The sequence below is a fragment of the Streptomyces sp. NBC_01235 genome (assembly GCF_035989285.1).
Lineage (GTDB): Bacteria > Actinomycetota > Actinomycetes > Streptomycetales > Streptomycetaceae > Streptomyces.
In genome coordinates this window covers 11,063,131-11,090,044 of the sequence record NZ_CP108513.1, presented here as the reverse complement: position 1 = coordinate 11,090,044, position 26,914 = coordinate 11,063,131, and the positions used below count along the sequence as shown (strand labels likewise).

Annotated in this window: 17 protein-coding genes and 4 pseudogenes; 10 read left to right on the top strand and 11 right to left on the bottom strand. The window is 69.0% G+C overall.

The annotated features are described in order from the left end of the window. Positions 1-793: 793 nt before the first annotated feature. Together OG289_RS49465 and OG289_RS49460 are read left to right on the top strand one after the other, a co-directional pair. On the top strand, positions 794-1,777 hold the full coding sequence (locus tag OG289_RS49465) for a hypothetical protein (protein WP_327311926.1): 984 nt from the start codon (positions 794-796) through the stop codon (positions 1,775-1,777). Further along, positions 1,774-4,923 (top strand): Helicase associated domain protein, encoded by a 3,150-nt coding sequence (locus OG289_RS49460; protein WP_442818849.1) that lies wholly within the window; start codon positions 1,774-1,776, stop codon positions 4,921-4,923. The genes OG289_RS49465 and OG289_RS49460 overlap by 4 nt, the downstream gene beginning before the upstream one ends. Before the next feature lie 40 nt (positions 4,924-4,963). Here OG289_RS49460 and OG289_RS49455 read toward each other — a convergent pair whose 3' ends face one another. After that, complete coding sequence (locus tag OG289_RS49455) at positions 4,964-6,109, bottom strand: hypothetical protein (protein WP_327311927.1); 1,146 nt, start codon at positions 6,107-6,109, stop codon at positions 4,964-4,966. Between the two features lie 38 nt (positions 6,110-6,147). Beyond that, on the bottom strand, positions 6,148-6,369 hold the full coding sequence (locus OG289_RS49450; RefSeq protein ID WP_006139020.1) for a hypothetical protein: 222 nt from the start codon (positions 6,367-6,369) through the stop codon (positions 6,148-6,150). A gap of 96 nt (positions 6,370-6,465) precedes the next feature. On the opposite strand from OG289_RS49450, the gene OG289_RS49445 reads away from it, so the two are divergent. From OG289_RS49445 to OG289_RS49435, 3 genes are all read left to right on the top strand, one after another. Continuing rightward, entirely contained in the window at positions 6,466-7,626 is a 1,161-nt protein-coding gene (locus OG289_RS49445) for a hypothetical protein (RefSeq protein WP_327311928.1), read from the top strand. A 199-nt stretch (positions 7,627-7,825) separates the two neighbouring features. Beyond that, positions 7,826-9,028, top strand: coding sequence for a hypothetical protein (locus OG289_RS49440; RefSeq protein WP_327311929.1), 1,203 nt, complete (start codon positions 7,826-7,828; stop codon positions 9,026-9,028). 207 nt (positions 9,029-9,235) lie between these two features. After that, positions 9,236-12,823 carry a hypothetical protein gene (locus tag OG289_RS49435; RefSeq protein ID WP_327311930.1) on the top strand — a complete coding sequence of 1,196 codons (3,588 nt, stop codon included), beginning with the start codon at positions 9,236-9,238 and terminating at the stop codon, positions 12,821-12,823. A gap of 199 nt (positions 12,824-13,022) precedes the next feature. Here OG289_RS49435 and tpg (OG289_RS49430) read toward each other — a convergent pair whose 3' ends face one another. Beyond that, positions 13,023-13,580: a telomere-protecting terminal protein Tpg gene (gene tpg / locus OG289_RS49430; protein WP_327311931.1), complete on the bottom strand. Its 558-nt coding sequence runs from the start codon at positions 13,578-13,580 to the stop codon at positions 13,023-13,025. Between the two features lie 10 nt (positions 13,581-13,590). Next, a complete protein-coding gene (tap, locus tag OG289_RS49425) occupies positions 13,591-15,810 on the bottom strand; it encodes a telomere-associated protein Tap (protein ID WP_327311932.1) in 2,220 nt (739 codons plus the stop codon). Between the two features lie 271 nt (positions 15,811-16,081). Here tap and tpg (OG289_RS49420) point away from each other — a divergent pair, with 271 nt between their 5' ends. Next, positions 16,082-16,636 (top strand): telomere-protecting terminal protein Tpg, encoded by a 555-nt coding sequence (gene tpg, locus OG289_RS49420; protein WP_327311933.1) that lies wholly within the window; start codon positions 16,082-16,084, stop codon positions 16,634-16,636. 19 nt (positions 16,637-16,655) lie between these two features. Here the strand turns inward: tpg (OG289_RS49420) and OG289_RS49415 are convergent, their stop codons facing one another. From OG289_RS49415 to OG289_RS49395, 5 genes are all read right to left on the bottom strand, one after another. After that, complete coding sequence (locus tag OG289_RS49415; RefSeq protein WP_327311934.1) at positions 16,656-17,759, bottom strand: hypothetical protein; 1,104 nt, start codon at positions 17,757-17,759, stop codon at positions 16,656-16,658. A 13-nt stretch (positions 17,760-17,772) separates the two neighbouring features. After that, positions 17,773-18,516 carry an ATP-binding protein gene (locus OG289_RS49410; protein WP_327311935.1) on the bottom strand — a complete coding sequence of 248 codons (744 nt, stop codon included), beginning with the start codon at positions 18,514-18,516 and terminating at the stop codon, positions 17,773-17,775. Next, positions 18,513-20,201 (bottom strand): transposase family protein, encoded by a 1,689-nt coding sequence (locus OG289_RS49405; protein WP_327311936.1) that lies wholly within the window; start codon positions 20,199-20,201, stop codon positions 18,513-18,515. The genes OG289_RS49410 and OG289_RS49405 overlap by 4 nt, the downstream gene beginning before the upstream one ends. 89 nt (positions 20,202-20,290) lie before the next feature. Then, the gene (locus OG289_RS49400; RefSeq protein WP_327311937.1) at positions 20,291-21,520 is read right to left on the bottom strand and encodes an ATP-binding protein; all 1,230 of its coding nucleotides are present in this window, start codon (positions 21,518-21,520) and stop codon (positions 20,291-20,293) included. 223 nt (positions 21,521-21,743) lie between these two features. Continuing rightward, positions 21,744-23,093, bottom strand: coding sequence for an ATP-binding protein (locus OG289_RS49395; RefSeq protein ID WP_327311938.1), 1,350 nt, complete (start codon positions 23,091-23,093; stop codon positions 21,744-21,746). 260 nt (positions 23,094-23,353) lie between these two features. On the opposite strand from OG289_RS49395, the pseudogene OG289_RS49390 reads away from it, so the two are divergent. The 4 genes and pseudogenes from OG289_RS49390 to OG289_RS49375 all read left to right on the top strand — a co-directional run. Next, positions 23,354-23,706 (top strand): annotated as a pseudogene (locus OG289_RS49390) (transposase); the annotation flags it as partial. 280 nt (positions 23,707-23,986) lie between these two features. Next, the gene (locus OG289_RS49385) at positions 23,987-24,490 is read left to right on the top strand and encodes an N-acetyltransferase (RefSeq protein WP_327320537.1); all 504 of its coding nucleotides are present in this window, start codon (positions 23,987-23,989) and stop codon (positions 24,488-24,490) included. A gap of 217 nt (positions 24,491-24,707) precedes the next feature. Next, a pseudogene (locus tag OG289_RS49380) lies at positions 24,708-24,881 on the top strand (transposase); the annotation flags it as partial. Between the two features lie 64 nt (positions 24,882-24,945). Beyond that, positions 24,946-25,257 (top strand): annotated as a pseudogene (locus OG289_RS49375) (helix-turn-helix domain-containing protein); the annotation flags it as partial. On the opposite strand, the pseudogene OG289_RS49370 reads toward OG289_RS49375, so the two are convergent. Next, a pseudogene (locus OG289_RS49370) lies at positions 25,242-25,501 on the bottom strand (IS1182 family transposase); the annotation flags it as partial. The pseudogenes OG289_RS49375 and OG289_RS49370 overlap by 16 nt on opposite strands. 431 nt (positions 25,502-25,932) lie before the next feature. Continuing rightward, positions 25,933-26,913 (bottom strand): TauD/TfdA family dioxygenase, encoded by a 981-nt coding sequence (locus OG289_RS49365; protein ID WP_327320536.1) that lies wholly within the window; start codon positions 26,911-26,913, stop codon positions 25,933-25,935. Position 26,914: the final 1 nt, after the last annotated feature.

The window sequence follows — 26,914 nt, the reverse complement described above, 5'->3', positions numbered from 1 at the left end:
GCAAGCGAACAACCGCGCTGCGCGCGGTTGTTACGCACCCGCTCCGCGGGTGCGAACCCTGTTGCTACGCAACAGGGTTGACGGCGATCGCTGCGCTCCCGCTGCCCACGCGGTGCGTGGGCGGATCCCTTCGCTGCGCTCCAGGATCCGGTGGGGCCGGCCGCTGCGCGACCGGCGCAGCGCGGCGGTACGCCGGTCGCCAACTGAGGGGCTGTCAGGTGCTGCTAGTCGGGTTTCTGTGCGGGAGTTGGGGAGTCCTGCGGACTCCTGGGCGGGTCCGCTGCGCTCCCCCGCCTGACGGTCCTTCCGGCTGCGCCTCCAGAACCTTGGGGCCCGCTGGCGCGGGCCGGGCTTGCTACGAGGTGGTGGGGGTCGCTCGTTCGTGTGGGTTCCAGTGTAGCGGCTGCATCAGGTTGATGCAGCATGTATCGTTGGCGGAAACATGGGACACCCCACAACCACTTGGGGCAGGTCTTGAAAGGGGACGAATTTGTTTAGCGTCGAAATACGCCTCAAGGTACGGGAGGAAATCCAGCGTGAGGTTACCGGATTGACGGCGGAACAAATCCACGAACTGTTGGTGGCTGCGGGTGGCCTGGAAAGCCGCGAGGGTCACCCGAGGCCACTCAGTACGGAGGAGCGGCTGGCGGCGGTTCGGCGGAACGAGTTGCGGCGCATCTGGACCTTGATGGGTGGCACGGCGTGGGACGCCTACTCTCCCGAGAGGGATGCTCAGGCGGACCGCTGGCACCAGGCGCTGCGGGACCGTCAGGAAGGTGCGAGCGGTGGGGCAGTGGAGTCTGACTCCGGGCTGATCCGCTATCGGATCGTGGCGCAGCGGACTGACCCGGCGCATCCCGGGGCCTCGGTGGTGACGAACTACACCTATGCGCGGTCCGTTGAGGAGGCCGTGGCGAAGGTGCGCCGGGCGAAGGAGAAGCCGGGTGGCCTGTACGGGGACCAGGGCCTGTACCGCGTGGTGGAGGCCGTCGAGGAGAGCCCGCAGAGCGAGGCGCGTCAACTGCAGGGCGCTCGCGGGCGGTTCCTCACTGCGGTCATGGACGCCGCTGTTGCCGCCCTGGACGATCAGCCAGCATCTGCCCGCCCGGAGTTGATCGAGGCCCTGTCCGAGTTCTTCTTCGACACCGTCCTCACCCGCGCGATCGTCTCCCCCGACAGCGGAGAGGACAACGCTCAGCTGCACGCCCGGGACGGGGAGGTCCTGTCTCGCTTGCTACTGGCTCACCTCGCCGACCACGGCCTGGACCTGGTGGAGGCAAGCGCCGGCACCGGCGAACTGCACGCCCTGCCCGATCGGCACACGGGTGTCGGTCGGCCTTCCCTTCGTGACGAGGAGAGCGACGCGCCGGCGGAGCTCATCGAGCGCGTCCTCGCCGTGTGCGAGCAACACTATGCCGCCGTGACCGGCACCACCTCCGAGCAGTGGGACCAGGAGTCGTCCCAGGAGCTCGTGGACATCGCCCTGCGGACCGTGCACCTGGCGGAGCCGGAGACCTACCCGCAGACGCTGGACGCGTACCTGCACGAGCACCGGGCGCGGCTGGAGCGGCTGTGGCGCCGCTACGGGCCGGGCGGCATGTTCGCGGGCGAGCTCGTGCTGATCGACCTGCCCGGGTCCTTCGCGCTGTGCGAGAGGATCGAGACGACCCCGCTCTGGCTCGAAGGGATCTGGACGAAGCACGGCCAGGAGGAAACCGCACTGGAAAGGCTTCAGAACAGCTGGCTGTACGACACGGGAGAGGAGGACGGGCGATGAGCAGGATTCCGCTCAAGAAACACCAGATCGACCAGAAGTCGAGTTTCCGTAAGTGGGTCGGATTCCCTGCAAGATCATCTGTGCCCCCACAGGGTGCCCGTGGCACGATCGTGTCAGCGACCGGATCCGGCAAAACGATCATGGCCGCCGCGAGCGCGCTGGAGTGCTTCCCCGAGGGCCGGATCCTCGTGACCGTGCCGACCCTGGACCTGCTCGTGCAGACCGCCCAGGCCTGGCGGGCGGTGGGCCACCGCTCCCCCATGGTCGCGGTGTGCTCGCTGGAGAACGACCCGGTGCTGAACGAACTGGGAGTGCGCACCACCACCAACCCGATCCAGCTCGCCCTGTGGGCAGGGCACGGGCCCGTCATCGTGTTCGCCACGTACGCCTCTCTCGTGGACCGCGAGGACATCGACGCACCCGAGGGCCAGCGCAAGGTGCGCGGGCCGCTGGAGGCCGCTCTGGCGGGCGGAGAGCGCCTGTACGGACAGCAGATGGACGGTTTTTCGCTCGCCATCATCGACGAAGCCCACGGAACCACTGGCGATCTTGGGAGGCCGTGGGCGGCGATCCACGACAACGCCCGGATCCCGGCGGACTTCCGGCTGTACCTGACCGCCACCCCGCGCATCCTCGCCTCGCCCCAGCCGCAGAAGGGCGCCGACGGCCAGGAGGCGGAGATCGCGAGCATGGCCGACGACCCGGACGGCACGTTCGGCGCCTGGCTGCCTGGGGCTGAACTCGGGCTCTCGGAGGCGATCGAGCGGGAAATCCTCGCCCCGTTCGAGATCGACGTCCTGGAGATCCGCGACCCCTCCCCGGTCCTCGGGGAATCGGAGGAGGCGCAGCGAGGCCGGCGCCTGGCCCTGCTGCAGACCGCCCTGCTGGAGCACGCGGCGGCGTACAACCTGCGCACCGTCATGACCTTCCACCAGAAGGTGGAGGAAGCCGCGGCGTTCGCGGAGAAGCTGCCGGAAACCGCTGCCCAGCTGTACGTCACCGAGACCGATGGCGAGACCATGGTCAAGGCGGAGAAGGAGCTCCCGGCGTCGTCGATCGACGCGGAGTTCTACGGCCTGGAGGCCGGCCGCCACGTACCCCCGGACCGGGTGTGGGCGGCGTGGCTGTGCGGCGACCACCTCGTCAGCGAACGCCGGGAGGTGCTGCGACAGTTCGCCAACGGCATCGACGCCAACAACCGGCGCGTACACCGCGCGTTCCTCGCCTCCGTGCGGGTCCTCGGGGAAGGCGTGGACATCACCGGCGAGCGCGGAGCGGAGGCGATCTGCTTCGCCGACACCCGCGGCTCCCAGGTGGAGATCGTCCAGAACATCGGCCGCGCGCTCCGGCTCAACCGCGACGGCAGCACGAAGATCGCCCGCATCATCGTGCCGATCTTCCTGGAGCCCGGCGAGGACCCTACCGACATGGTCGCCTCCGCCAGTTTTCGCCCTCTTGTAGCGGTTTTGCAGGGCCTACGCAGTCATGATGAACGACTCGTTGAGCAGCTCGCTTCCCGTGCCTTGAGCAGCGGGAAGCGCAAGGTGCACGTCCAGCGCGATGAGGACGGCCAGATCATCGGGGCCGGCGGCGAAGGTGACGGTGAGAACCAGGAGCAGGACGGCACCGACGCCGCTGCCGAGTCGGCCCTGCTCCACTTCTCCAGCCCGCGCGACGCGTCGACCATCGCGGCCTTCCTGCGCACCCGGGTCTACCGGCCGGAGTCCCTGGTGTGGCTCGAGGGCTACCAGGCCCTCATCCGCTGGCGGGCCGAGAACGAGATCACCGGCCTCTACGCCGTTCCCTACGACACAGAGACCCAGGTCGGGGTGACGAAAGATTTTCCGCTTGGGCGATGGGTCCACCAGCAGCGGAAGGCCCTGCGGGCCGGGGAGATGGAGCCGCGGCGCAAGGAGCTGCTGGACGCCCCGGAGGCCGGAATGGTGTGGGAACCGGGCGAGGAGGCGTGGGAGTCCAAACTCGCCGCGCTGCGCTCCTACCGGCAGGCCACGGGCCACCTTGCTCCCCGCCAGGACCAGGTGTGGGGCGAGGGCGAGGCGATGGTGCCGGTCGGCCAGCACATGGCCAACCTCCGCCGCAAGGGCGGCCTCGGTAAGGACGCGGAGCGGGCGGCGAAGCGGGCGGAGCAGCTGGCGGCCATCGACCCGGACTGGAACTGCCCGTGGCCGCTGGACTGGCAACGCCACTACCGCGTCCTCGCGGACCTGGTCGACGCCGACGGCAGCCTGCCCGAGATCCAGCCGGGCGTGCTGATGGACGGCGATGACATCGGGCGGTGGCTCCAGCGGCAGTCCCAGCCGGCTACTTGGGCGCAGCTGTCGACCGAGCAACAGGAGCGGCTGTCCACGCTGGGCGTGAAGCCCGTCCAGGCGCCGTCTCCGGCCCCTGCTGCTCCGCGCGCGACGAAGGGCCCGGGCAAGGCGCAGCAGGCGTTCCAGCGGGGCCTGGCGGCCCTCGCGCAGTGGGTCGAGCGGGAAGGAGCCCACCGGCCTGTACCGCGCGGCCACAGTGAACAGATCGCGGTCGACGGCGAGACCGAGCCGGTGATCGTCAAGCTAGGCGTATGGACATCGAACACCCGGGCGAGGTGGGACAAGCTCACCCCCGAACAGCAGGCCGCCGTCGCCTCCCTGGGCGTGCCCTGGGCGAAGGCAGCGGTGCCGGCCCCGTCCAGCCCGGCATCGGTGGACGACGGTCCCCTCCAGCCCGCGCCATCGGACGCACAGGCGCAGAAGGAGCACGACCAGGGCGACACCGTGACGGACGGCGAGGCTCAGGCGGCGGGGGGCAGGGCGCGGATGTCGCGCATGAACGAGCTGATGCGCAAGCACACCAAGGCCGAACTGCTGCGCATGGCCTACGCAGGCGGCCTGGTGAACCACAACTCCCCCGAGAAGTGGCGCAAGGACGAAATCGCCTCCGCTGTCGTGGACATCGAGTTCCGCGCTGCCGACCAGACTGCCCCGGCCCGACCCACCGCACTCAGCCCGCGGCCCGTTCCCGCGAAGCCGCTGCTGGAGCGAGACCACCATGACAAGTGCGAGAAGGAGTCGTACGAAGGCGGCACCTGCACCTGCGACCTCATCGAGCAGTACGGACCGCCCTCCGAACGGGACGACTACTGAGACAGTCACCCGATCGGGGAGGCACGTTCGGCGCCACGGCTCAGGCGAGGCGCCGCAACGCGATCAGCCGGTTGGTCAGCTCTACCGTGGCGAGGTACCACCAGAAGATCCAGTCGAGGAATGCTTCGTCGTACTCGCCGCGCTGGTCGGCCCGGCGGTGGCGCAGGTCGAAGCGGTTGGCGATCTCGAACAGCGCGCCTTCGTCCTTCCCGAGGTGCTGCTTGATCAGGGCACGGCGTTCCTCAAGGATGCGGGCGAGGTTGAAGATGGCCGATCGCTTGCTCTCGGCTGACGTGTCACGCCCTCGGAAGAGGGCGATGGCGTGGCGGACACCGGCGGTGGTGTCGGGTGGGCTGTCGTTGAGGGCGCGGTGCACCAGCTGGCTTCGGGCGTCGTCGGTGACGGCGACCAGGCGCCCGAGGTCCTCACCCTCGGCGGCCAGTTCGTAATCGATGCCGGCCTCGCGCAACAGCTGGTTGACTTTCCACCGGTACAGGACGCGTGCCGGGCCGTTGTGAAACTCCGAGTGGTGCCATCCGCAGCCGCTGTAGGAGTGGAAGCGCCGCGTACGGGGGCGGCTCACCAGGTCGTGGAACACCTCGATCAGCCCATAGAAGGTGTCTTCGCCCCACGCCTCCGGCGCCAGCGGCCACAGATCAGGGATGCCAAGTCGCCTGTCGATCACGTCGGAGGGGTCAGGCAGCTCGCTGTGATCGTCGATGCATTCCTCGCCGAAGACTTCGACCAGGTAGCCGTTGTCGGCGAACTCGCCGATGAGCCGCGCGAAGTCCCGTCGGGTGTCCCGCGCGGTACTGCCATCGTGAGCGAGTCCGTTGCCGCGGCGCTGCGGCCAGTACGGCCGGGGCGCGGCCGCATGCCTGAGCTCGGGCGCCCGGCGGATGAGTTCGGTGAACCAGTCGTGCTGGTCCATCACGGCCCGTTTGGTGCCCCAGCCGGTGGCGGTGGTCGCCCAGGGATCGGATGTCGGCGCGGTGTGGTTGGGCAGATCCTCGAAGTCGGCGACTGCAGTTGTGCCGGTCAGGGCCTCCGTCATGAGCCAAATAGCCCGGTCCTGCCAGGAGCCTGTGGACCGGAGCACGCGCTCGCCCTCGGATATGAACAGCGATGCGGGCCAGAGGAGTTCGTAATTGCTCAGGTCCAGACTCACTACAACATCATCACCCATAGGAGATGTGTCCCGACCCTGGGCGATGAATTCCCGTCTCAGTCCCGGATGAGCTCCTGGAACTGCGGACATCCCACCGCATGCCACTCCCTGACGAGGACTTCCCCGGCAACGACCACGACCTCCGCGTACCACGGCAGACAGTCGTGGCACGCACGGATCTCGTACGAGTTGCCGTCTTCGTCGAACGCCTTGAGATCGACGGAGCCGACCGGCGCCCGGTAGGTGACGTCCTGCTGCGGATCGGAGCCTTCTGCCATGGCGGCCAGTATCTACCAGCGCTCAGATGGCCTTCGGGGCAAGGAACGTGACCCGTCCGCCACGATCGTCAGCGGACCCGCACAGGACTGCCCGTCTTGCCGCCACACCTGCAGGAACGCTGTGGGAAGCGGCGAGGGGCGTTGTCAGTGGGTGGCCATAGCCTGGCGAGACGGGAACCGCAGAGAGGCACGCCCATGAACGCCAGTTACTACCGGAGCCAGCTGGACAGAAAGAACAAGGCTCGCGCTGACGCGGAGAAGAAGGTCGGCGAGTTCCGCAAGAAGGAAGCCGACAAGCGCGCGAAGGCCACGAAGGAGAAAGCCGCAGCCGCCAAGGCGAGCAGCCAGGGCACCGTCAACAGCAAGCAGCGTGCTGCCCAGCGGTACGAGAACGAGGCCAACAAAGCTGGCCAGGACGCCAGCACGTGGAGCGCCAAGGTCGGCAAGCTCTCCAAGGAGGCAGCTGACCTGTCGGCCAAGCTGGCGAAGGCGGAACAGGTTGAGCGGGCCGCCGCAGAGAAGGCTCGCCAGCGTGAACAGCAGAAGACGGAGCGTCATGCCGCAGCTGAGCAGCAGAAGATCGAGAGCCGCCTGTCGGCGACGGAGGGCGAGGTGCGCACAGTGCTGAAAGAACTGCGGGCCCCGAAGCCGGAGAAACTGCGAGTGCTGCTACTGGCAGCCGCCTCCGCCGGTGACCTGCGAGTCGGCCAGGAACAACAGAGGATTCGTGCGGCCGTGCAGAGCGCCACCCATCGCAACCTTGTCGAACTGGATGTCCACCCTGCTGCGACGGCGGACGTCTTCCTGGACGCGCTGACCCGGTTCCGTCCCCACGTCGTGCACTTCTCCGGCCACAGCACACAGGACCTGATCGCTTTCGAGAAGGGCGAGAACGGCTTCCACGAAGGTGCCATCGTCAGCGCCAGCGCCTTCGCCCGGGCCATCGCCGCCGTGGACGACAAGCCGCTGCTGGTCCTGCTGAACTCCTGCCACTCCGCAGCCCAGACCGGGAAGCTGGTCGGCACCGTGCCGTTCGCCATCGGAATGTCCGACACGATCGGCGATGTCGACGCCATCACCTATGCCGCCCGGTTCTACGCCGCCGTCGCCGACGGCCAGTCCGTCCAAGCCGCCCACCTGCTCAGCCGTGTGGCCATCGAAATGAACGGCCTGCTCGACCGCGACCTCCCGACCCTGGCCTGTGCAGCGGACGTCGACCCGAGCACTACAAAGCTGGTGACGCCGCCTCCGGAGTAGGACGTGGGCATCTCGTGCATGAGCATCCGATCCCCTGCCGTGGATACGCCTGCGAGTCCGGACCCGATCGGCCCTGTGACTGGGCGCCATAGTTGGCGAGCCTGAGCACCACAGTTGGGACCCTGAGCGGGCTGCAGGGGGAAGCCGACCAGTCCCCGGACTATGGTGCCTCTTCGTTGAACGAACGAAGGGAGATGCTGTGGACTCCGAGCAGTCGGGTCGACGGGCGAACTTCACGGATAAGACCAAGGGCACACTGGCGCTGAGGGCAGCTTACCGGTGCTCCAACCCAGGCTGTGGAGTGCTAACCATTGGCCCAGGATCGGGCAGCGCGGACTTTGAGCTCACAGGCACGGCCGCCCATATCTATGCTGCAGCGCCCAACGGCCCCCGGGGCACCGGCGGCCTGACCGACACCCAACGCAGCGCTCCTCCCAACGGAATCTGGCTATGTGCCCGTTGCGCGCGTCTTGTCGATACCAACGCTGGCGGGGCCTATCCTGCGTCACTACTACGAGGGTGGAAAGACCTCCATGAGACACGAATCCGCATGGAGCACGGCGGCATATCCCGCCCTTTCGGATGGATCCACTCCATCGACATTCTCAAGGATATCTGGCTAGCGGAGCCGACGACCGTACGGTTCTCGCGATGCAATCTTTTCCTCGGCGGAACGGGTATCGGCAAGACTCACTTCATTTCACTCCTGTCCGGTTTGTCCTCACCTTCAATTATCATGGATCGCCGGGACCGATCGGATTCGACAGTGCACGCGGCGATCAACTGGTACGACCCCCAACCACGCCGAGCCGAGTTCAGAGCCGAAGGCGAGCAACTGCTCTTCTCGGCTGACGGAACCGCTGTGCCGTTTCTCTCCCAGCCGTATCGAATAGTCACTCTCCCGTCGGTTTGGGCATATGCGCCTCGAGATGTGCGCGAGCTAGGAAGGCTGCTCGGGCTGGATCATTGGGCCGTTCGAAATCTGATCACGGAGTTGCCAGAGATCGTTCGCGGAGCAGTCAAGCAGATACGGATTGTGGAAGATCAGATTCAGGCCGAGTACACCCTGGGTGACAAGGTCATTTCAGATCGAGGTCACGATAGATCGCTGGATAGGAGCGTGGTACTTGAGGTCCTCGTAGCCCTCGCGGAGACCTATGCTCGTACACAGCCAACACTCCTGCTGGTCGATGAGCTCTACGGCGGCGGCAATGCCGATTTCGAACAAAACGTTACGGAGCTTCTCAGCTCGTCAATCCGAGGGTTTCAGACCGTAGCCACTTCTGTATTCTCACCGCTCGTCGCCCCAGAATGGACGGTGACTCGCTTTGTATACGCATCAGATGAGGCCCGCGGCCGTAAGCATTGGGCACGGCTGGTCCAAGACGATGTTGAGGGGTAAGGCAGCCGGACCACGCTGGCCACTTGAGCATGGTGGGGCACAGGACCGATCATGCCTCCGCACGCAAACTGAGCGCTGTAGTTGGCCCGACCCGCCAAGTACGACGCTCATTCCCTCGGGCGTGGCTGCTGGGCGACGTAGTAGCACCCCTACCGTGTTCCCACCGAGCGTCGTGTCGGCTGGCTGCCGATTCGATACGTTGCCGAGATGGACGAACGCTCTGACCACTGCCTCCGTTTGAGCAAGGCGCCCGAGCTGGCTGACGGGTCCCCCCTCTCTGTCGCGTTGACCGACCTGGGCGAACCAGGAGTTCGTGCCTTGGGTCTGTTGCGGTCGGCAGACCGGCTGCTGACAGAGGAGCAGGAGTGGGAGCGGCGGAGTGAGATCGTGATCTCCTGCTGTCGCGGCGCGGTGGAGGGTCTGCTGAAGCTCGCCGGCAAGGAGTCAGAGTTCATCGGCACAGGGAGTACGGGGCGGGAGCTCTCCGCCAGGCTCAAGGTGCTGCTGAACGCCCGGAGATCCTCCGGGGCGCTGGAGAAACTGGAGGCCGAGCTCGACGCGCTCGGCAGTCTCCCGGCCGAACTCACTTCGAAGGACGCCCTGTTCACCAAGCTGAAGGCTGTGGTGGCGGCGCGGGGCCAGCACAAGGCCCCGGTAGCGAACCCGTCAGCCGTGTTCGAAGCGCGGGCTGCTCTGGCGGCTGAGGTCGATGCCTTGGATGCCCTTCCGGACCGGTTGTCCGAAGGCGACGCGGTCTTCGTCAGACTCCGTGAACTGTTCGAAGCCCGCAAGGCCCATGAGGCCTTCCTGCGGGACGCTCTGGCCGCCGAGTTCGAGGCGGTCGAAGAAGCATTCGCCGCGTTCACGTACGAGCAGGCCAACGGCTGGGAGTTCCGGGCGCGGAAGGTCAGCAAGCTGGTCCATCAGCAGACTCGCCGGGAACCGGGCGCTGTCGAACTCCAGGCCATCAAGGCATGGTCGGACTTCTACCAGGACGCCAACGTGACGGTGCATGGCGAATCCGCCGACACCGAGCTTGCCGCCTCGACTTTGCACAAGATCATCGCCGCCGTCGAGCAACTGTTCGTAGACCTTCCAGCCCGGGCGCCGCGGCTACGCGAACTCGTCAACCTCTCCCAGCCCACTCAGGAAGAGGCCGACGAAGTCTCAAGGATCACCGACCCCAGAGCCAACAGCTACTTCTTCGAGAAGGCCACCAGCTCGGCATGGCTCGACCTGCTCCCGGAGAACAGGCTGTTGCCGGAGAGCGACAGGTGGACCGCTGCCTCGTATTTCGAACGCCTCGCGGCTAAGGATCCCGAACGCGTGCTGGCATGGCTCGATGCCAGACTCAACGCGATCACGAAGCTGGGGCCTGCCGCTACAGCGCAGACAGTGCGCCTGGCCCGAGTGCTCGGCGCCGCCGCGAGCGCGTTCGTCCTGCGGCTCGTGAAGACCAGCGAGACCGATGGCTTGCTGCTCGACATCCACTACTGGGCTGTTGACGTTCCTGCGCGGGAGCGGAACGGACAGTGGGTCAGCGTGGTGACCCGCGTGCTGAAGAGCGCCGCAGCCACCAGCTGGCTGGATCCCTGGGAGGCGCAGCAAGCACTGGAGCATCTCAAGGCGGCCGGGGCCCGGCCTGAGGACGGCGGGCCAGAGATCTCGGTGGCGAATCTGGTGCGACAGGGCCTGGCGGAGGTGATGGCGGCTGGCTTGAATTCTCCCGACGGTGTCGGCGAGTTCGAGGTTGAGAACGACCTGCGGTCGGTTGGCGCCACGCATCCGGGCGACTCGCTGGTGCGGTTGATCGCGCGGGCGTGCTTGGACTTCGCACGGTACGAGGCGGGATACGGACTCGCTCTCGGTGTCCGTACAAGGCAGTGGTCCAGTGGGCTTCCCGCAGGACCGGTGCTCGACCGGCTGGTCGCGGTGCACCTCTTGGAGGTCCCACCGGGGAACGAGTCGGACGTCTGGTGGGAGGCGGCGCTCGGAGTCATCTCACGGATTGGAGCCATGCGGAGGACGACGGCGGACCTCGCGGACTTCCTGCGCGCCGTGAACAGCGCCTGCTCCGAGGCGCGATCGCCTCAAATGGAGGCCGCGCTGGCGAATGGTCTTGGCGCCCCGCCGGACGCGGCCGGTCTCGAAGCCGGCCTCCAGGCACTCAAAGATCGCAAGCCGCTGCCCACGGTCCGGACCTGGTTCATGGTGTGGTCGCTCTCGCCCATCCTGCCAGCGTCCGTCCTCGCTCTCTGGCAGCCCGTCCTCGATCTCTTCGCCGAGCGGTTCGGCACTCCGCCGGAGCGGCCCGCACCACGATGGGAAGTCGTCTCGGTGGAGCGGGTACCCGAGGACGGATTCGCCGAGCTGTCCGCCGCGGCTGGCTCCGACGGAGCCGTCGCCGCCGCCCGCATGCTCGCTGCGGCGGCAGAGCCGGGCGACACCAGTCGTGAGCGGGACGATGAGGAAGTCCTGCTGTCCACCCTGGTCAGCGAGGCACCTGAGACCTGGATGGCCGACCCGGAACAGGTGTCGGCCGAGCTTGTGGACCTCCACCTGCAGGCCGCCTACTTCGCCGCCCTGGAGAACCAGATCACCGCCGGCCGGACGTCCGCCGACGCTGAGACCATCCGCCGCATGGTTCTCGCTATGTGGGACCTCATCCCTGTCGCGGATTCCCCTGCAGGGGACGCCGAAGCGGCCCAACGCCTTGAGCGCAGCTTCTGCCGTCTTCTCCATACCGCTTGGTCCCGCGACGTCGATCTCGGCGAGACCGCGGCCGAGGTCGCCGTCTGGCTCGACGGTATCGTCGCGGCATGGACCGCTCCCACTCAATCGACGGCAGACCCTGCCGACGTGATGTCGAACTCGGTCGGGGGCCTCGCGCTACTTGCCCTGATCCGTTGGGGTAGCCATCGTTCCCGTGTTGAAGGCGCGCCCCCCGTGGAGATGACCGCACGCCTCGACGCCATCCTCGACGCCGCCCCAGACGACCGAGCGCTGGCCGCTATCGGGTGGGCCCTCACACCGCTTCACCGACATGCCCGCCGTTGGTTCGCCGACCATCGCGCCGAGCTTCTCAGCCTCGACGATACGTGGCGGCCCGCTCGCACCTGGCTCAAGCACCTGCCGGTCAACGTGGATGTGTTCGGCCAGATCGACCCGGACCGGCTGCAAGCTCTCCTGTGCTCCCCCGACATCGACCAGGAAGCATTTCGGTGCGCGCACGCCTTCCTCATCGCCCCGGACGTCCTCGGACCGATCGAAGGCTTCGTATCGGCCTTGGCTCAGCGAGCCGCCGGCCCAGCTGCGGTTTCGCGCCTACTCTCTCGGACAGCGAGGATTTTACCCAAGGACGGTAGCGGGGAAGACCTGAACGACAACGCCTTCCGCTTCTGGCGGGCCGTGCTCGCCCTGGAAGTACCGGAGGGCCACGCTCACCTGCACGGTGCAGGCGCCTTCTCCTTCGCCGTGGGCCTGGACGACCAAACATGGCTGGACCTGACCCGGCGCACGGTGGAACAGACTCCACTCGTGGAAGCGCCGGACCACGTAGCCCGGCGGGCCGCCCGGCATCCACAGTCGACGGACGCGCGGGCCATCCTGACAGGCCTCCTCCCGCTTTACGACGGCGCTGCGCCCTCAGACCTTGCCCCGTATCGCGGAGGCGAGATCGTAAGGAACGCGTTCTCCGCGTGGCAGGCCAGTGCTCCTGGCAGCGAGGGACGGAAGGCACTGGGCGAGGCTCTCGCCCGCCATGGCGGCATCGTCGACGCCGCCATCGACGAGTAGACCGACGATGGATCAACTGCCCCGAACGGTTGGACGTTGTCGTGCACCTTGATCCCGAAAGGAGTTACCCAACGCCTACACCGACCGGCTCGCTACCTCCCTCGATCACCAGCGCTCAACTCCGCCAAGTACAACACTCACTCGCCAAGTAAAGCGCTCAGTCACAGGTCCGGGCTCGCAGGCTGTTCGGGCGCGGTTGCTACAGGTCGAACTCGAGGTGCTCGATGTCCGTGAAGCGGACCTCCTCCAGCTGGCCGGCGCGGCGGCCGTTGTCCTGGAAGTACATCTCCTTGAGTGCTTCGGCGGCGATCCGCTGGAGCTGCCGGTCGGTGGCGCCGGCCTCCTGGGCGTCGAAGAGGCGGGCGGCGTAGCGGGGCGGCAGCGCGACGGTCAGGTGTCGAAGGCGGTCCTCGTCCGTCGTGCCGATTGGTGCGGTGTAGCCGATGCGGGCGCGGGTGTCAATGACGATGCCGCCGGTGGTCGCCGCCTTTTGCCGCGCCTGGGCGCGGATCTGCGGCTGCCACCGCTTCTTCACCTCCCGCTCCAGGCGGGCTGCGAGGTCCGGGCGGGGCTTCTTGATCTGGTTCTTCACGTACCGCTCGACCGTGCGCTGCGAGATCCGCAGCATCTGGGCGACCGCCTTGGTGCTCTTGAGCTGCTTGACCAGGTACCGCATCTGCGCGGGCGCGCTCTTGGGCGCTGGGCGGGTGAACGCCTTGTGCACTGCGGCGTCCAGGCCGTTGCCGAACAGGCTCATCGCGCTCTACCTACTCCCCGGTGTCCTGGTCGGTGACGGTGCCGTCCTTGATGTACCGCGCGAGGTTGAGGTCCGGGGCGTCGAACCGCTCGCGAACGCCCTCGCCCCACAGCACGCTCTGCGTGCCCTCCCACTTGACGAGGCCGGGGTTCACGCCGAGCTTGAAGCCGCCGGGCAGGGGCTTGCCGTCCCGGTAGGGCAGGAAGTCCAGCGGCGACGGCCCGTCGGAGGCGTAGACGGCGCAGTCCGAGAGGACCGCGACCGGGTACTGCCCGGTGAACGCCGCGTGCTTGACGATCTTGCGGTGCATGTTGATCCGCGTGCGGGAGATGACGGCGGCGCGGATGTCCGGACGCCACGTCGGCCGGGCAAGGGCCCGCCACGGCTGCCCGGGCTTCCAACCCTCCCCGCGCGGACGCTCACGCAGCTTGCCGATGCCCCCCTTCACCGTCGCCTTGACCGCGGACACCACGATCGCCAGTTGGGGGTCACGCTGCCGGTAGCCGTCCATCGCCGCGAGGAAGTCGGCCGGCGACAGGCCCGCGTGCACGCCGAGGTCGGCCATCGTGGCGAGGTACGCGTCGCGCAGCCGGTTGTACCAGCCGTCCAGGTAACGCCCGTTGTCGTAGCGCACCCACGCCTCGACCGGGCGCACCTCGTAGCCCAGTTCGACCGCGTACGCGACGGTGGGCGTGGCGTACCAGGCCGGCCCTTCCGGGCGCTCGCCCTTCGGCGTGAACGGACTGGGCAGCAGCCCGGCGTCCAGCTGCGCCCATTTGTCCTTGGCCACCTTCACGCGGGACAGGTCGACGTGGCTCAGGTCGACCAGCCAGGAACCGGGCAGTTTCGGATCGAAGACGGGGTTCTTGACGTGCGTCGGCGCCCCAAGGCCGACCGTGAGGCCGTTCGCGCCAGCGGCGAAGGCCATGTTCACGTCGATGCCCACCAGGTGAGGGCGAAGGCATTCGGCGTCGGTGAGCGGGCGCGCCCAGTCGTACGCCTCCTCCACCAAGACTTCAGCCGGGGTGCGGTGGTGGAAGCGCGGCAGGTCTGCGACCAGCGGGTGCCCGTCGGGGGCCTCGCACGGTGCGCAGTCCACCGGATCCTTGCCCAGAGAGCCGGGGTTGTGCTCGGAGTGCCGCTTGCCCGTTGCGTCCGGTTCGGAGGCACGGGTCGGCGGGTGCAGGGCAGTCATCAGCTCCAGGCCGGTCACGGCGGTCGATCCGCGCGGCGTCATCACGCGGGCCGCATACGTGCCCAGCAGCCGGGCCAGGTCCGCCGGCGGCAACTGCCCTGTGTCGGCCCAGTGCCGGGTGTCGAGCGCGTCCCACGACGGGATGCACAACTGCACGCAGGAGCGTTCCGAGCCCTGCGCGGGGCGGTAGATCCTCGCCCACGGCCCAAACCCGCGCTTGGTCAGCTGCCAGTCGGCGCGCGTCAGCTGCTTGATGACCTTGTGGCCCTCCGGGATCCGGCCGGCCAGGCGCTCCTCCTTGGTGAGCGTGACGGGCAGGCCGTAGCGCTCCAGCGCGGCGTCGGTCAGCACGAGCAGCGGGTCGGCGTCCTTGCCTGGCCCGGACAGCTTCGGCTGACCGAGCCGCCCCTCGCTCAGCATCCACTCCACCAGGGCCGCAATCGACTTCGCCGGTACGTCAAGTACCAGGCCGCCGACGCAGTACGCCAGCACCTGACCGTCTTCGACGTCGACGACCGCGAGCGGCCCGTTCTCGAACCGCGCATCGGCACCACCGGCTGGGGTGCCAGCCGGGGCGGCCTTCCGCGCGGGCGACCGACGCGACGTCAGCCTGGTCGTGGCCCCCGGATGCGGCACAGTGGCAGGGCGCAGCGCGGTGTTCTCAGAAGCTGGCTCCTGGATCGGTGCTGTGGGTTCGGTGCGGGCTTTGGCCGGTTCAGCTCCCGTTGGCGCAGGAGCGGCTGGGGGGGCAGGCGTCTCGGGGGCCGCCGTGTCCTCAGAGGGCACCGGGGCGTTGGCGGGGTAGAGCTGGGCGAGCTGCTTGAGCATGCGGGCATAGGCGTCGCGCTCCGGCGGCCGAGGCTCGGTCTTACCGGCCTCCCAGCCGCCGACCGTCGCGCGCCGCACCTGTAGTGCGGCGGCCACCTCGTCCAGCGTCAGGCCGTGCGCCTGGCGCAGCCGCCTGCGCTCCGCCGGGGGCGGCAGCGGGGAACGGGACGCGATGAGCGCGTCGACCGCGTCGAACAGCTCGGACATGCAGCACCTCCAGTCCCGCAACTCTAGCGTGAAGCGTACGTTTCGCGTACCAAACACGTACGGATGGCGTAAATGGCGGTGGGGGTTCACGGTTGCTTCGGGAAGGGTGTTCTCGGGCTTGGGTTACTGCTGGCTCTCTAGCCGAGGGCCTGCGGTGGTGTCTTGGCTATGCCTGAACTGACCGGGGAGAGCGGCTTGGTGTGAGAGATCTGGGAGAGCAGACCGCCGCCGTGCACCAGCCATCGCGGTGGCAGAACGCTCGGGGGCGGGCATGGGTGAGATCGTCAAAGGGCTCGAGCGGGCGTTGCTGACCCGTCCCGTGCCTACGCGGGATGCCGCTGTGCGTTTCCTGCTCAGGGCGGAGAAGGGCTCCACGATGAACGTGGCTGTCCTCCTGGGGATCTCCCAGCGCACGGTCCAGAGGTGGGTCACCACCCGGCCGGGAATGCGCCGCCGTCCCAGTGCCGTGCATGCGGGGTTGATCGATGAGGCTGTCAGAGCACGGTGGCAGCCCCTGGTGCGCGCCCGCCGGCGGGCCCGGGCCGAGGCCGACGGGTTCGTCTTCCACACCAGGGCGCGGTTCGGATTCGCCGCTCCGGCAGGCTCGTCGGACGATCCACGAGTACGGCTGATCACCCAGTACTTATCAGGAGAAGTGGCCCGCGAGCTGTTCGCCGCCCGGGATGCCGGCGGGGGCGAGCAGCAGCAGCTGGTGATCCTCGCCCGGGCTTTGGGGCATGCCTATTTCCGGGACGGAGGCCGACGTGCTCACGGTCTCGGGATCGCCTTCACCGACGTGGAGTTCGCCGATTTCTCCATCGACTGACGTGCGCCTGGGGCCGGGTTCAGGACGAGGGCGGGATCTGGTGCCGCGTCAGCATCGCGTCATAGCACTGTGCTTCCTTGCGTTCGCGCCAATCCCACTGGATACCGCCGGTGCGCGGGCCGGCGGACGGCTGGGGCGGGCGGAGCCTGGCCGCCTCCGCTACGCGCAGCAGGTGGGCGCGGTCGTGAGGGCCGGCCAGCAGATGCTGGTCCTGGCCAGGAGCGAGCCGAGCGAAGCAGACGGCGGCCTTCAGGAAGACGCGCGCCCACGACGGCACACCGTAGGTAGCGCAGCCGTCGGTGTAGCGGGTGCGGTCGTGCAGGGCCAGGGTGGCTGCGGTGTCGTCGTAGTCGCCTGGGCGGGCGGTGGCGAGCTGTTGGAAGGAGGCGCCGGTGAAGAGCGCGGCGGCGAGGGCGGCGGCCAAGCGGGGGTGGGCGGTCACGGTGGCCAGGCGTCGGGCGATTTCCCGGGCTGTCTGCTCGGTGAACGGTGCGGGTGGCGGGCGGTGCCGGAAGGTGATCACTGGCGGCGTGCACGGGGCGGTACATGGAGCGGGGCTGTCGTAGGAGACGAGGCGGTCCAGCACGGGCAGGGTGAGCCACCGGTCTGCCGGCCGGGCGGGTTCGTCAACAGGCTGGGGTACGGGTGCGGTCGTGCCGTAGTAGTGGCGGCGGGCGGCCTGGAAGTCGGTGGTGACGGCGTAGTCGGCCGTCTGCAGGGCCTGGTGCAGGGCGGCGGGCAGGTGGGGGCGGTGGCAGATCAAGGTCAGGTGGATGCCGGTGAGGGCGCGCAGTTGCAGGAGGCGCATTGTGCGGCGGGCGGTGAGGCGGTGGGTGCGCAGGACGGTCAGCCGGGTGACGGGCAGGGCAGTGATCCAGGCGGTGGCGGCTTCCCAGGCGGGCTGACGGCCGGCGGGGAAACGCCCCGGGAGCAGGGGCGGTTTGCCTAGGGCGGCGAGAAGGTCGTGGGCGAGGCCGGTCTCGCTGGTGGTGCCCGGGCCGGGGTGCAGGGTGATCCGCCCGGAGGGCGGATGGTGGGCGGCCAGGGCAGTGTGCGTGTGGACCGCGTCGTCGCCTGGGTCGATGACCACGGCTACGGGCGGCGGGGGCACGGCGGGCGGCATGGCGACGTGGTGGTCAGGCGAGGCGGCTGAAGGCCCAGCGCAGCAGCTCCTGATCCACACGGGAGCGGCCGGTGCGGGCCAGGGCGGTGCGGGTGTGGGCGGTCAGCTGGGCCCAGGCGCGGAAGTTGCCGTGTGCGGCGTGCTGGTCGGCGAAGGCTATGTCGTCGGGATCGGCGTCGGCCCACACCGGGTGGAACAGGGGAATGGCCTCCAGGACCTCGCCGGGGGTGAGGCGGGTGAAGTGCTGCCAGATGAAGATGCGGGAGGACAGCATCGGTTCGCGGCGCAGCACGGTGTGGCAGCCCTCCCCGCCGACGAAGATGATCGCGAGCTGGGTGGCAGGTTCGTCCCACAGGTAGCGGAAATATTCGAACGCCTCCCCGTTGAGCCACTGCGCCTCATCGACCAGGAAGGTACGGGGGCGTTCGGCCAGGGCCATCTTTAGCAGACGGTCGAATTCACTGGGGTGGCGCGGTGGTTCACCGGCCAGGTCGAGCGCGGTGAACAGTTCGTAGCGCACCGCGCGGGCGGTGGGCCGGGCCCGGAAGGTGATCTTGCGGACGTCCTCGCCGGGTTCGAGTTCGCGCAAGCAGGTGTTGACGGCAAGGGTCTTGCCGAAGCCGGCGCCGCCGTGGATGCACATCATGGCGCGGGCGGCGACGGTGTCGGTGATGTTCTCCCGGGCAGTGAGCAGGGCGCGGGTTGTGACCACGGAGGCGTCGGGCAGGTCGACGTACTGGTAGGTGGCCGCGGTCACGAGGCGTCTCCGTCTTTGTCGGTGGTGGGACGTGCGGCCCGCCCATCGGGGCCGTCCGGAGCGGGAACGGAATCACGGCCGGACGGGAGCGGGGTGGGCCGGTCTGGCGTGGTCAGCGCGGCCAGGGAAGCAGGGGTACGCCACCCGGTCGGCGGCGCGGCGGGCGGGATGAGGTCCGGCAGCGACAGCTGCGACAGGTCGGTGTCAGCGGCCTGGGCGAGTTCGGCCTCGGCCTGCGCGGTGGTCAACGCACCGAGCCGCTGAGGGGCCTCGGGCTGGTTCACGGCGGCGTAGCGCTCGCGCTGGGAAACCTCCAGGTCCTTCTTGAGGCGGCGGGTGCGGGCGGCCCGTGCTCGCCGTACGGCGCTGACCTGTTCCTCGGTGGCCCGGTCGGCCAGATCTGCGGGACCGAGGTAGCGGCCGGTGACCGCGTGGTAGACCTCGATCCGGTGGTCGTGGTGGGGCATGTAGCGGACCCTGACCTGGATACCGGCCTGACCGGTCATCCACGGGCCCACATAGTCGCGTCTCCTGAAGCGGATGCCGCGGGTGGTCAGCGTGCGAGTGCCGGCGTCCTCCAGGGTGAACGTCCACAGATCCGTCGCCGGCACGTCCCTCAGCGGGGTCGGATCCTCCTGCCACGCCTCAAGCGGCGTCTTGCCCCGCAAGGGCGCGGGGCGATGCTCGGTGTTCCACCAGAGCGTCCAATCCAGCAGCCTGGCGGTGAAGTCCTCGAAACCGAGCAGCACTTCGTCCTTCGGGCGGGAAGCCCGCTTGCCGGGACGCGGCTGGCGGGCGTAGCCGGGCAGCGCGGCCAGGAACATGCTCTCCACCGCCCGGTTGAGACCCTCCACGGTGCCCTTGAGGTGGGGGGTGTAGGCGGGCAGGTCCTCCACCGTCACGTCCAGGAGATCGAACGCGGCGGTCACCGTCCTGGACAGGAAGTCCTTGCCGCGGTCCACCCGTACTTTCTCCGGCAGGCCGCCGAACGGGCCGTAGGGATCCTCACGCAGGACCGCGGAGCGCAGCGCGGAAAGCACCGACTCCCGCGACGGATCCCCCGGCGTGACCGCGACACCCGTGATCGCGTTCGTCGCGCAGTCGGTGAACCACGTGATCCACGGCCTGCGGGCGGTGCCGTCGACGTCGACCAGCACCGCCGCTTGGACGTGGTCGGTCTCCCACACCTGGTTGCGCCAGCCCCGCGGCCGGGCCAGGAACACATCATGCTTGCGCGCCGCCCGCTCCCCTCCCGCGAGCCCGGCCCGCTCCCCCGGCGTCAGATCACGGCGGATCGCGCGATGCAGCGTCGTCAGCGACGGTGCGTCTGCAGGCGGAGACTTCCGAGCGGCACGGAGGACCAGTTCGCGATGGACGGCCCGCACGTTCCCCTTCCACAGTGCCAACAGCCCACGGACTTCAGGCGTGATCGTGAACGTCGCACCGGCCCGGGGCGGGGCACCAGGGCTGGCGGCCGCGGCCTCATCACCCTCAGCCGCGGCCAGCCACCGCCACACCGTGCGCTCCGCCACCCCCAACGCGTCTGCAGCCACCCGCACATGACCCGCTGTCAGCTTCTTCCCCGCCCGCAGAGCGAGCAGCCGCCGTACCGCCGGACCGCGCAGTGCCCTCCTCGATGCCGCGGGCAGCCCGCCGCCTGCACGGACGGCGTCACCGTCCTCCATGTCAGCTCCCCTCCCGCGGTGGGACATCGTGTGCGTGCCGGGTGCCGAGCGCCTGCAATCGCCCTCCCGCCTCTTGCACAGCGCTTGGTTCATAGCGGCGGCGCGACCCTCCTGAACAGCCGCCTCAGCAAAGCCCGGTCGACGGCCGCGTCAGCGGTGGTCAGCAGCGCGTTCTGCAGGTGGGCAGTCAGAGCGGCCCACATGCGGAACGCGCCGTGGGCGCACGACTGGTCGATCCACGTCAGATCCGGGGCCGCGACGGTGCGCCACAGCGGATGGAAGCCGGTCACCACGGCCGCCACTTCCGCTGCAGCCAGGCGCGGAACCTCCTGCCACCCGCCGATCCGCGATGCCAGCTGCGGCAGCCGGGCCAGCGCCCGCTCGCTGCCCGACCCGCACAGCACCAGCGTGATCCGCGTGCCGGGGTCGTCCCACAGGCTCTGCAGGTACTCCAGGCACGGCACAGGCAGGCGCTGCGCCTCATCGACCACCAGCACCCGCGCCTCACCCAAAGCCCCCACGACCGCGGCGTCGGCCAGCGCCGACGTGTGCGGGAAACGGCCCGGCAGCGCCAAAGCATCGAACACCGCCCGCCTCATGCCAGACACCGACGGGCGCACCGGCACCGGCACCCACGTCACCTTCCAGCCCGGCGGGACCTCGTGGAGCGCCATCCGCACGGCCGCGGTCTTGCCCCGGCCCGGGTCACCGAACACACACACCGCGCCCTCCGCCGCCATCGCCTGCCCGACCGCCTCGGCCACCGCCCGCACCGACGACGTCCGCACCAGCTGTGCTCCCGCCGGCAACGCCACACCCGCCATCGCACCGCTCTCCCCCGACGGCAGGACCGCGGACGCCGCCGCCGGCGCGGGGTGCGGCGGCCGGCGCGCCACCCCCTTCGCCGCGCCGCCCTCACGCATCCCGGCCAGCGCAAGGTCAACCAGCGCCTGCCGTGTCCGCTGCTCCTCCCGCTCCCGCCGCACCACCACACGATCCGGCAAGACCCTGCCGGCCTCCAGGTCCCGCCGCACCACCCGGTACAGCGACGCCAGCGACGGCACTTCTCCCCCGGCATCCTTCAAATGCCGGTGCAGCACCGACACGTTCCCGCCCGCCTGTGCCAGCACCTCCCACACCTGGTCGGACAACTCCAGCCGGGCCCGCGGCCTGCGCTCCACACGGCCCTCCGTCCGCGCCGCATCCAGCCAGCGCCACACCGTGCGCACATTCACCCCACCGACCTGCGCGCCCGCACGCACGTGCGCCGTGGTCAACGCCCCCGCCGCCTCGAGCTCCAGCAGCCGCGCAACCAGCACCGGCCTGGACACCCTCAACCCCGCCGCGACCTCACCCCACACGCCCGGCTCCCCCACCCCACACCCTCCCGACGCCCAAACCCGACGCCGACCACCGTGCCGCCGACCGGCCCTCGAAGGATCAGAAGTGCCGTTCCCATGACAGCGGAACAGGGAAGGGTGTAGCGCCCCATGACAGCCACGACGGCACCAGACACCGCCCCATGTCAGTGACTCCCCACGCTCAACACCCCACCAACAGCGAAAACACCCTGACCTGACATGCCGTCACTGACACCACCCACTGACACCACACCGGCACATCGCAGCCAAGACGCGCGCAGGCCTGCTCGATCAGCTCCCCATCCACCCGCCGTACGGGATCGCGCTCACGGGCCGCGTAGACATGCGACGTGATCTTCGCCCAGGTGCGGAAATTGCCGTGCGCCATCTGCTCGTCCACCCGCGCCAGGTCGTCCGGGTCCGCCTGCGCCCACACCGGATGGAACAGGCCCAGCGTCTGCTGCAGTTGAGACGGCTCAAGCCGGCCGACCTGGTGCCAGGTCAGCACCCGCGAGCGCAGCGCCGACGCCCGCGCCACAGCGCGTTCGCTTCCCGCCCCGCACAGCACCAGCGCCGCCGCGCAGCCCGGCGCGTCCCACAACTGCCGCAGATAGTCCAGCAAGGGCGGCGTCAGCCGCTGGGCGTCATCGACGACCAGCACACCCGGCTCGGCCAGAGTCCGCTCGAGAGCCTGACCGGCCGGCCCGGCCCGGTGCGTCAGCGCCCCCGACGGCAGCCCGAGCGCCTCACACAGGCAGGCCCGCAACTGCGGCAGACCGGGCGCGACCCCGGCCACCGCCCGCCACACCGGCACCCGGCCCGGCAAAAGACGCAACGCCTGCTCAACAGCGACCGTCTTGCCCAGCCCCGGATCCCCGTACACACAGCACATCCCGCGCGCCGCGACCGTATGACCCACCGCCTCCACCACCCCGGCCACCTGCCGCGTCGACACCAGCCGCGCCCCCGGCACGTACAACCGCACCCCACCGGCCCGCACCCCCGCATCCGCGGCGTCCTCCGGCACCGGCACGTCGGCGGGCGGCCCGTCGACAACAGCCGGTCCGTCCGCCCCGTCCGCGAACCCCAAGTCCGCCAGCGCCCGGTCATACGGACTCGGCTCCACCCCGGCGCGGGCCCCTGCCGGACGGGCCACCTCAAGCACCCGGCCCGCCCCCAGATCCCGCTTGATCACCCGGTGCAACGTCGGCAGCGACGGCACACACTGCGCACCCCATTCCTCCAACGCCCCCTCTTCCTGCGCCCGGAGCATCCTGCGCCGCAACTCCGCAACATTCCCGCCCGCCTGAGCCAGGACCTCCCACAAGGGATCACTCAGCGAAAACCCGTCCTGCCGCGGCCTCGCCTCGACATGGCCCCGGCGCCCATCGGCCAGCCACCGCCACACCGTCCGCTCCGACACCCCCGCCAGCTCCGCCGCGATCCGCACATGCAACCGCGACAGCGTCCCCTCCTCATCCACCGCAAGAAGCCGCCGCACCACCACACCCCGCGCCAACGACACACCCACCGGCGGCACCACACCAGCCGACCCCGCCCCAGCCCCACCCGCCGAAACCGTCACACGGCCCAGCCCACCCGACCCCGCCAGCCCCTCACACAGGAACAACGAAACCCATGACAGCCACAACCCGAGCTGCTAACCGCCCCACAACAGCCGCTTGGTCACCCCATGACAGCGACCACAACCCGGTCCCAGAACCACTACCAGGACCTCCACACCGCGATTCCGCTGACGCCCACCCACTGCCGCCCCACCGCCCACTCACAGCCACGGTCATCGACCTCGCCTCCCGGCGCTGGCAGGCTGGGCGATCGCCGACCACATGCGCGCCGAACTGGTCACCGAGGCCCTGGCCGCCGCCGAGCGGTGCCGCGGCAGCCTCGCTGGCGCCGTCATACACACCGATCACGGGGCCCAGTACACAAGCCGGGCATTCGCCGACGCCTGCCGCCGGGCGGGCGTGATCCAGAGCATGAGCGCCGTCGGCAGTTCGGCGGACAACGCGCTCGCCGAGTCCTTCAACGCCACATGCAAGCGGGAGACTCTCCAGAGCCGCAGTGCCTGGGCCGACGAGCGTGAAGCCCGCATCGACCTGTTCCGCTGGCTGCACCGCTACAACATCTGGCCAAGCCGCATAGCCCGTGTCCAAGATCAGGGGTCAAGCCCCGATGTCACCCTTCGGTTGCCACGTCTCGGCGGGCAAGGACTACCTCAAGCGGGACAGCGCCTGCCTGAAATGGGCCACAGAAGCCGTTGCCATACCGATCATGGAGTCTGTCGATCGAACGGGAGTCTCGATCGGGTGATCGCGGGCCCTGCCCAGCATGAGAGCAGGGACTGGCGGTATGCGGGGAAAATCCAGGGGAGCGGACGGCCGCGCGCTGCTACGGTCGGGCGCCATGAGCTGGCTTCCCGATGACTTCGTCCACCCCGTCCTGGTACCGCTGCCGGGCGGTGGTCATCACCTGCGGCCGATCCGGGAGGCGGACACCCCGCTCGACTATCCGGCTGTGACGGGTTCGCGCGAGCGGCTGTGGACCATCTTCGGCCCGGCCTGGGGCTGGCCCGCGGCCACCATGACCTACGAGGCCGACCAGGCCGACCTGTTGCGGCACGAGAAGGAGATCGCCGCACACCAGTCCTTCAACTACGCGCTGTTCGACACGGCGGAGACAGCTCTGCTCGGCTGTGTCTACATCGACCCACCGGAGAGGGCCGGCGCGGACGGCGAGATCTCCTGGTGGGTGGTGGACGAGCTGGTGGGCAGCGAGGTCGAACAGGCCCTCGACGCGCTGGTGCCGCAGTGGATCGCCGCCGACTGGCCGTTCGAGCAGCCGCGCTTCCTCGGCCGCGAGATCTCCTGGTCGGACTGGCTCGCCCTGCCGGAGCATCCCGACACGTAAGTGGTTGTTGCCCGTACCGATCTCGAAGGCTGTCGATCGAACGGGAGTCTCGATCGGGTGACTGCGGCGGTTTCCGCGCGTGAAAGCAGGGCCTCCTGGTAGCTCGGGGGTGCGATCCCATTTCGAGTGGTTCCCGGAGGCCCTGTTGTCTTTGTTGTACGTGCCCGAGCACGTTGACTTCAACTCGCCCGCCGTGTCGTGCGATTGCCTCGCGCACGTGTACGGCAACGCGGCCGACCATCCGGACCGGGTGCGCCGGTATCCGTCGGACATGACGGACGCGGAGTGGGCGGCCGTCCGGCCGTCGCTGCCGATGCCGGCCTGGTTCCAGGGGCGGGGTGGACGGCCCGAGGGCTACTGCCACCGCCAGCTGTTGGACGCGATCCGCTACTGACCTTTGCGGCGTGGTGTCGTTGAGGGCTGACGATGTGTGATCGTCGCGGTATGCCTGTTGTATGAGATATCCGCAGGGTGGTGGGCAAACGCCTGAACGGCAGGTGTTTCGGGAGCGGATCCGGCTGGAGGCCGCGCAGCTCTTCGCTGCGGGTGCCTCCAACGCGGAGGTCGCCAAGAACTTACGGGTGAGTGTGCGCTCGGTGCAGCGCTGGCGCCGAGCCTGGCACGACGCCGGCGCCGAGGGGCTGAGGGCTGCCGGTCCCGTCTCACGGCCCAAGCTGAGTGAGGCCCTGTTCACCCTGCTCGAGCAGGAGCTCGCCAAGGGGCCGGTCGCGCACGGCTGGCCGGACCAGACGTCGATCCTGGCCCGCACCGCGTGCGCGGCCTGGCGATCAGTCAGGTTCTCGGCGAACTGCAGGACGCCGACCAGGGCCGGCCGGGCGAGATCCCGGGACGCCCTCTGACCCCGAAGGCCGCCTTGAAATCCTCATCCGAGAACAGCGGACCGAGGCCGTCCCGGATCCTCATGGCCAGACAGCCCTTGGGGAACACCGCGCGAGCCACATCCCGCGTCAGGGCAGGAACGTCCGCTCCCGAGTCCGAGCGCATCGACACCGCCGCACCCCCAGTCCCCTGCGGCCGGACACCCAGCTCGTGCCCTTGAGACCGTCGCACAACACGCTCATGGCCCCGGACGCCGCACGCCCCGTGATCACGCTGGCTTCACTCGAATTGGGCAACAGCGTCCCTCGATGAAGTCGAAGATCGCGGTGCGGGCGGAGGCCCGGCTGGGCGAAGGTTGTGCCCGGTGCGGCGGTCAGCAGGTGTGTACGCAGTCGTTCCACCAGTACTTCGGGGCGGGTTCGGCCGGAGTAGCCGTGGCGAACGATGAACGCCTTCATCCGCTCGGGCCCGATGTGACGGGCCTGTTCGTGCTCCCTGCCGTCGCCGTACTTCTCACCGCGCGATCGGTTGCACGGCCGGCGACAGGCGCCGGCCATATCAAGCCTCGACGAGGACCGAGCCGAACCTTCTGCTCGCACGCCTCACGACGACGTGCCCCGGCCCCGGCTGATCGATCCGGTCATCGCGACGAGGAGCTTGCGTTCGCCCTCGTAGCTGAACCGTCCGTGGGCCATGGCAAGGTTGTCGACGATCAACACGTCGCCGTCGTGCCAGAGGAACGTCAGTGTCTCGGCCTCGAACGCCGCCCGGATCTCGGACAGGTCGGCGTCGCTGATCGGAGTGCCGTCGCCCAGGTAGGCGTTGCGTGGGAGGTCCTGTTCGTCCATGAGGCCCAGTAGGGCATCGCGGGTGAGGGGATTCAGGCTTGAGACGTGGAACAGGTGGGCCTGGTTCATCCACACCGTCTCACCGGTGACCGGGTGCGTCGTCGATGCCTGACAGGTCTCGGTGGTGCGGAGAGTGTCCTCGTCGAGCCATTCGGCGACGATGCCGCGGGCCCGGCAGAAACGGTCCACCTCCGCACGATCCATGTCAGGGAACGTCTCCTGCCACGGCACGCCGAGCCCGTTCCGGTAGTTGCGGACGTAGCGGACGCCGTGTCGCTCGAAGCGCTCCCGAATCGGTGCGGGGATCCGTGCGTGGACCGCACGACTGTCAGCGAGCGGGGTCTGGCCTCCGACGGGTGCCGATTTCTGGGAGTAGAACCAGAGGCGTTCGGGCCAGGAGGTGGTGTAGGCCATCTCGTTGTGCATCGGGATGACCTCCGAGGCCGGATACTCCGTCGAGGTGTAGACGTCGCCGACCTTGCTGCGCGGCGTCGACCTGTAGATGTATTCCTCGAGCTGCTGTCCGAAGACGCGCACCAACTCGGAGAACACCGAGGCCTCCGGGATGTCGAAGCCGCGCAGCAGGCAAGCTCCCTTGGCCGCCAGGCGCTCGGTGAGCAGGTCGGCGTTGGCCGAGGCCCACTTCACCGGACTCACGTCCGGTGCGACCGCCTCGAAGAGCGCGACTCGGTCCCGGTCGGGAAACAGGACCGATTCCTTGACGTCGCCGTCCATG

Bases quoted from the DNA above. Each gene is read 5' to 3' on its own strand.
- tap (WP_327311932.1), bottom strand. From the start codon at position 15,810: ATGTCCGAGCTGTTCGACGCGGTCGACGCGCTCATCGCGTCCCGTTCC.
- tpg (WP_327311933.1), top strand. From the start codon at position 16,082: ATGGGTGAGATCGTCAAAGGGCTCGAGCGGGCGTTGCTGACCCGTCCC.
- OG289_RS49460 (WP_442818849.1), top strand. From the start codon at position 1,774: ATGAGCAGGATTCCGCTCAAGAAACACCAGATCGACCAGAAGTCGAGT.
- tpg (WP_327311931.1), bottom strand. From the start codon at position 13,580: ATGAGCCTGTTCGGCAACGGCCTGGACGCCGCAGTGCACAAGGCGTTC.
- OG289_RS49385 (WP_327320537.1), top strand. From the start codon at position 23,987: ATGAGCTGGCTTCCCGATGACTTCGTCCACCCCGTCCTGGTACCGCTG.
- OG289_RS49450 (WP_006139020.1), bottom strand. From the start codon at position 6,369: ATGGCAGAAGGCTCCGATCCGCAGCAGGACGTCACCTACCGGGCGCCG.
- OG289_RS49415 (WP_327311934.1), bottom strand. From the start codon at position 17,759: ATGCCGCCCGCCGTGCCCCCGCCGCCCGTAGCCGTGGTCATCGACCCA.
- OG289_RS49435 (WP_327311930.1), top strand. From the start codon at position 9,236: ATGGACGAACGCTCTGACCACTGCCTCCGTTTGAGCAAGGCGCCCGAG.
- OG289_RS49405 (WP_327311936.1), bottom strand. From the start codon at position 20,201: ATGGAGGACGGTGACGCCGTCCGTGCAGGCGGCGGGCTGCCCGCGGCA.
- OG289_RS49455 (WP_327311927.1), bottom strand. From the start codon at position 6,109: ATGGGTGATGATGTTGTAGTGAGTCTGGACCTGAGCAATTACGAACTC.
- OG289_RS49365 (WP_327320536.1), bottom strand. From the start codon at position 26,913: ATGGACGGCGACGTCAAGGAATCGGTCCTGTTTCCCGACCGGGACCGA.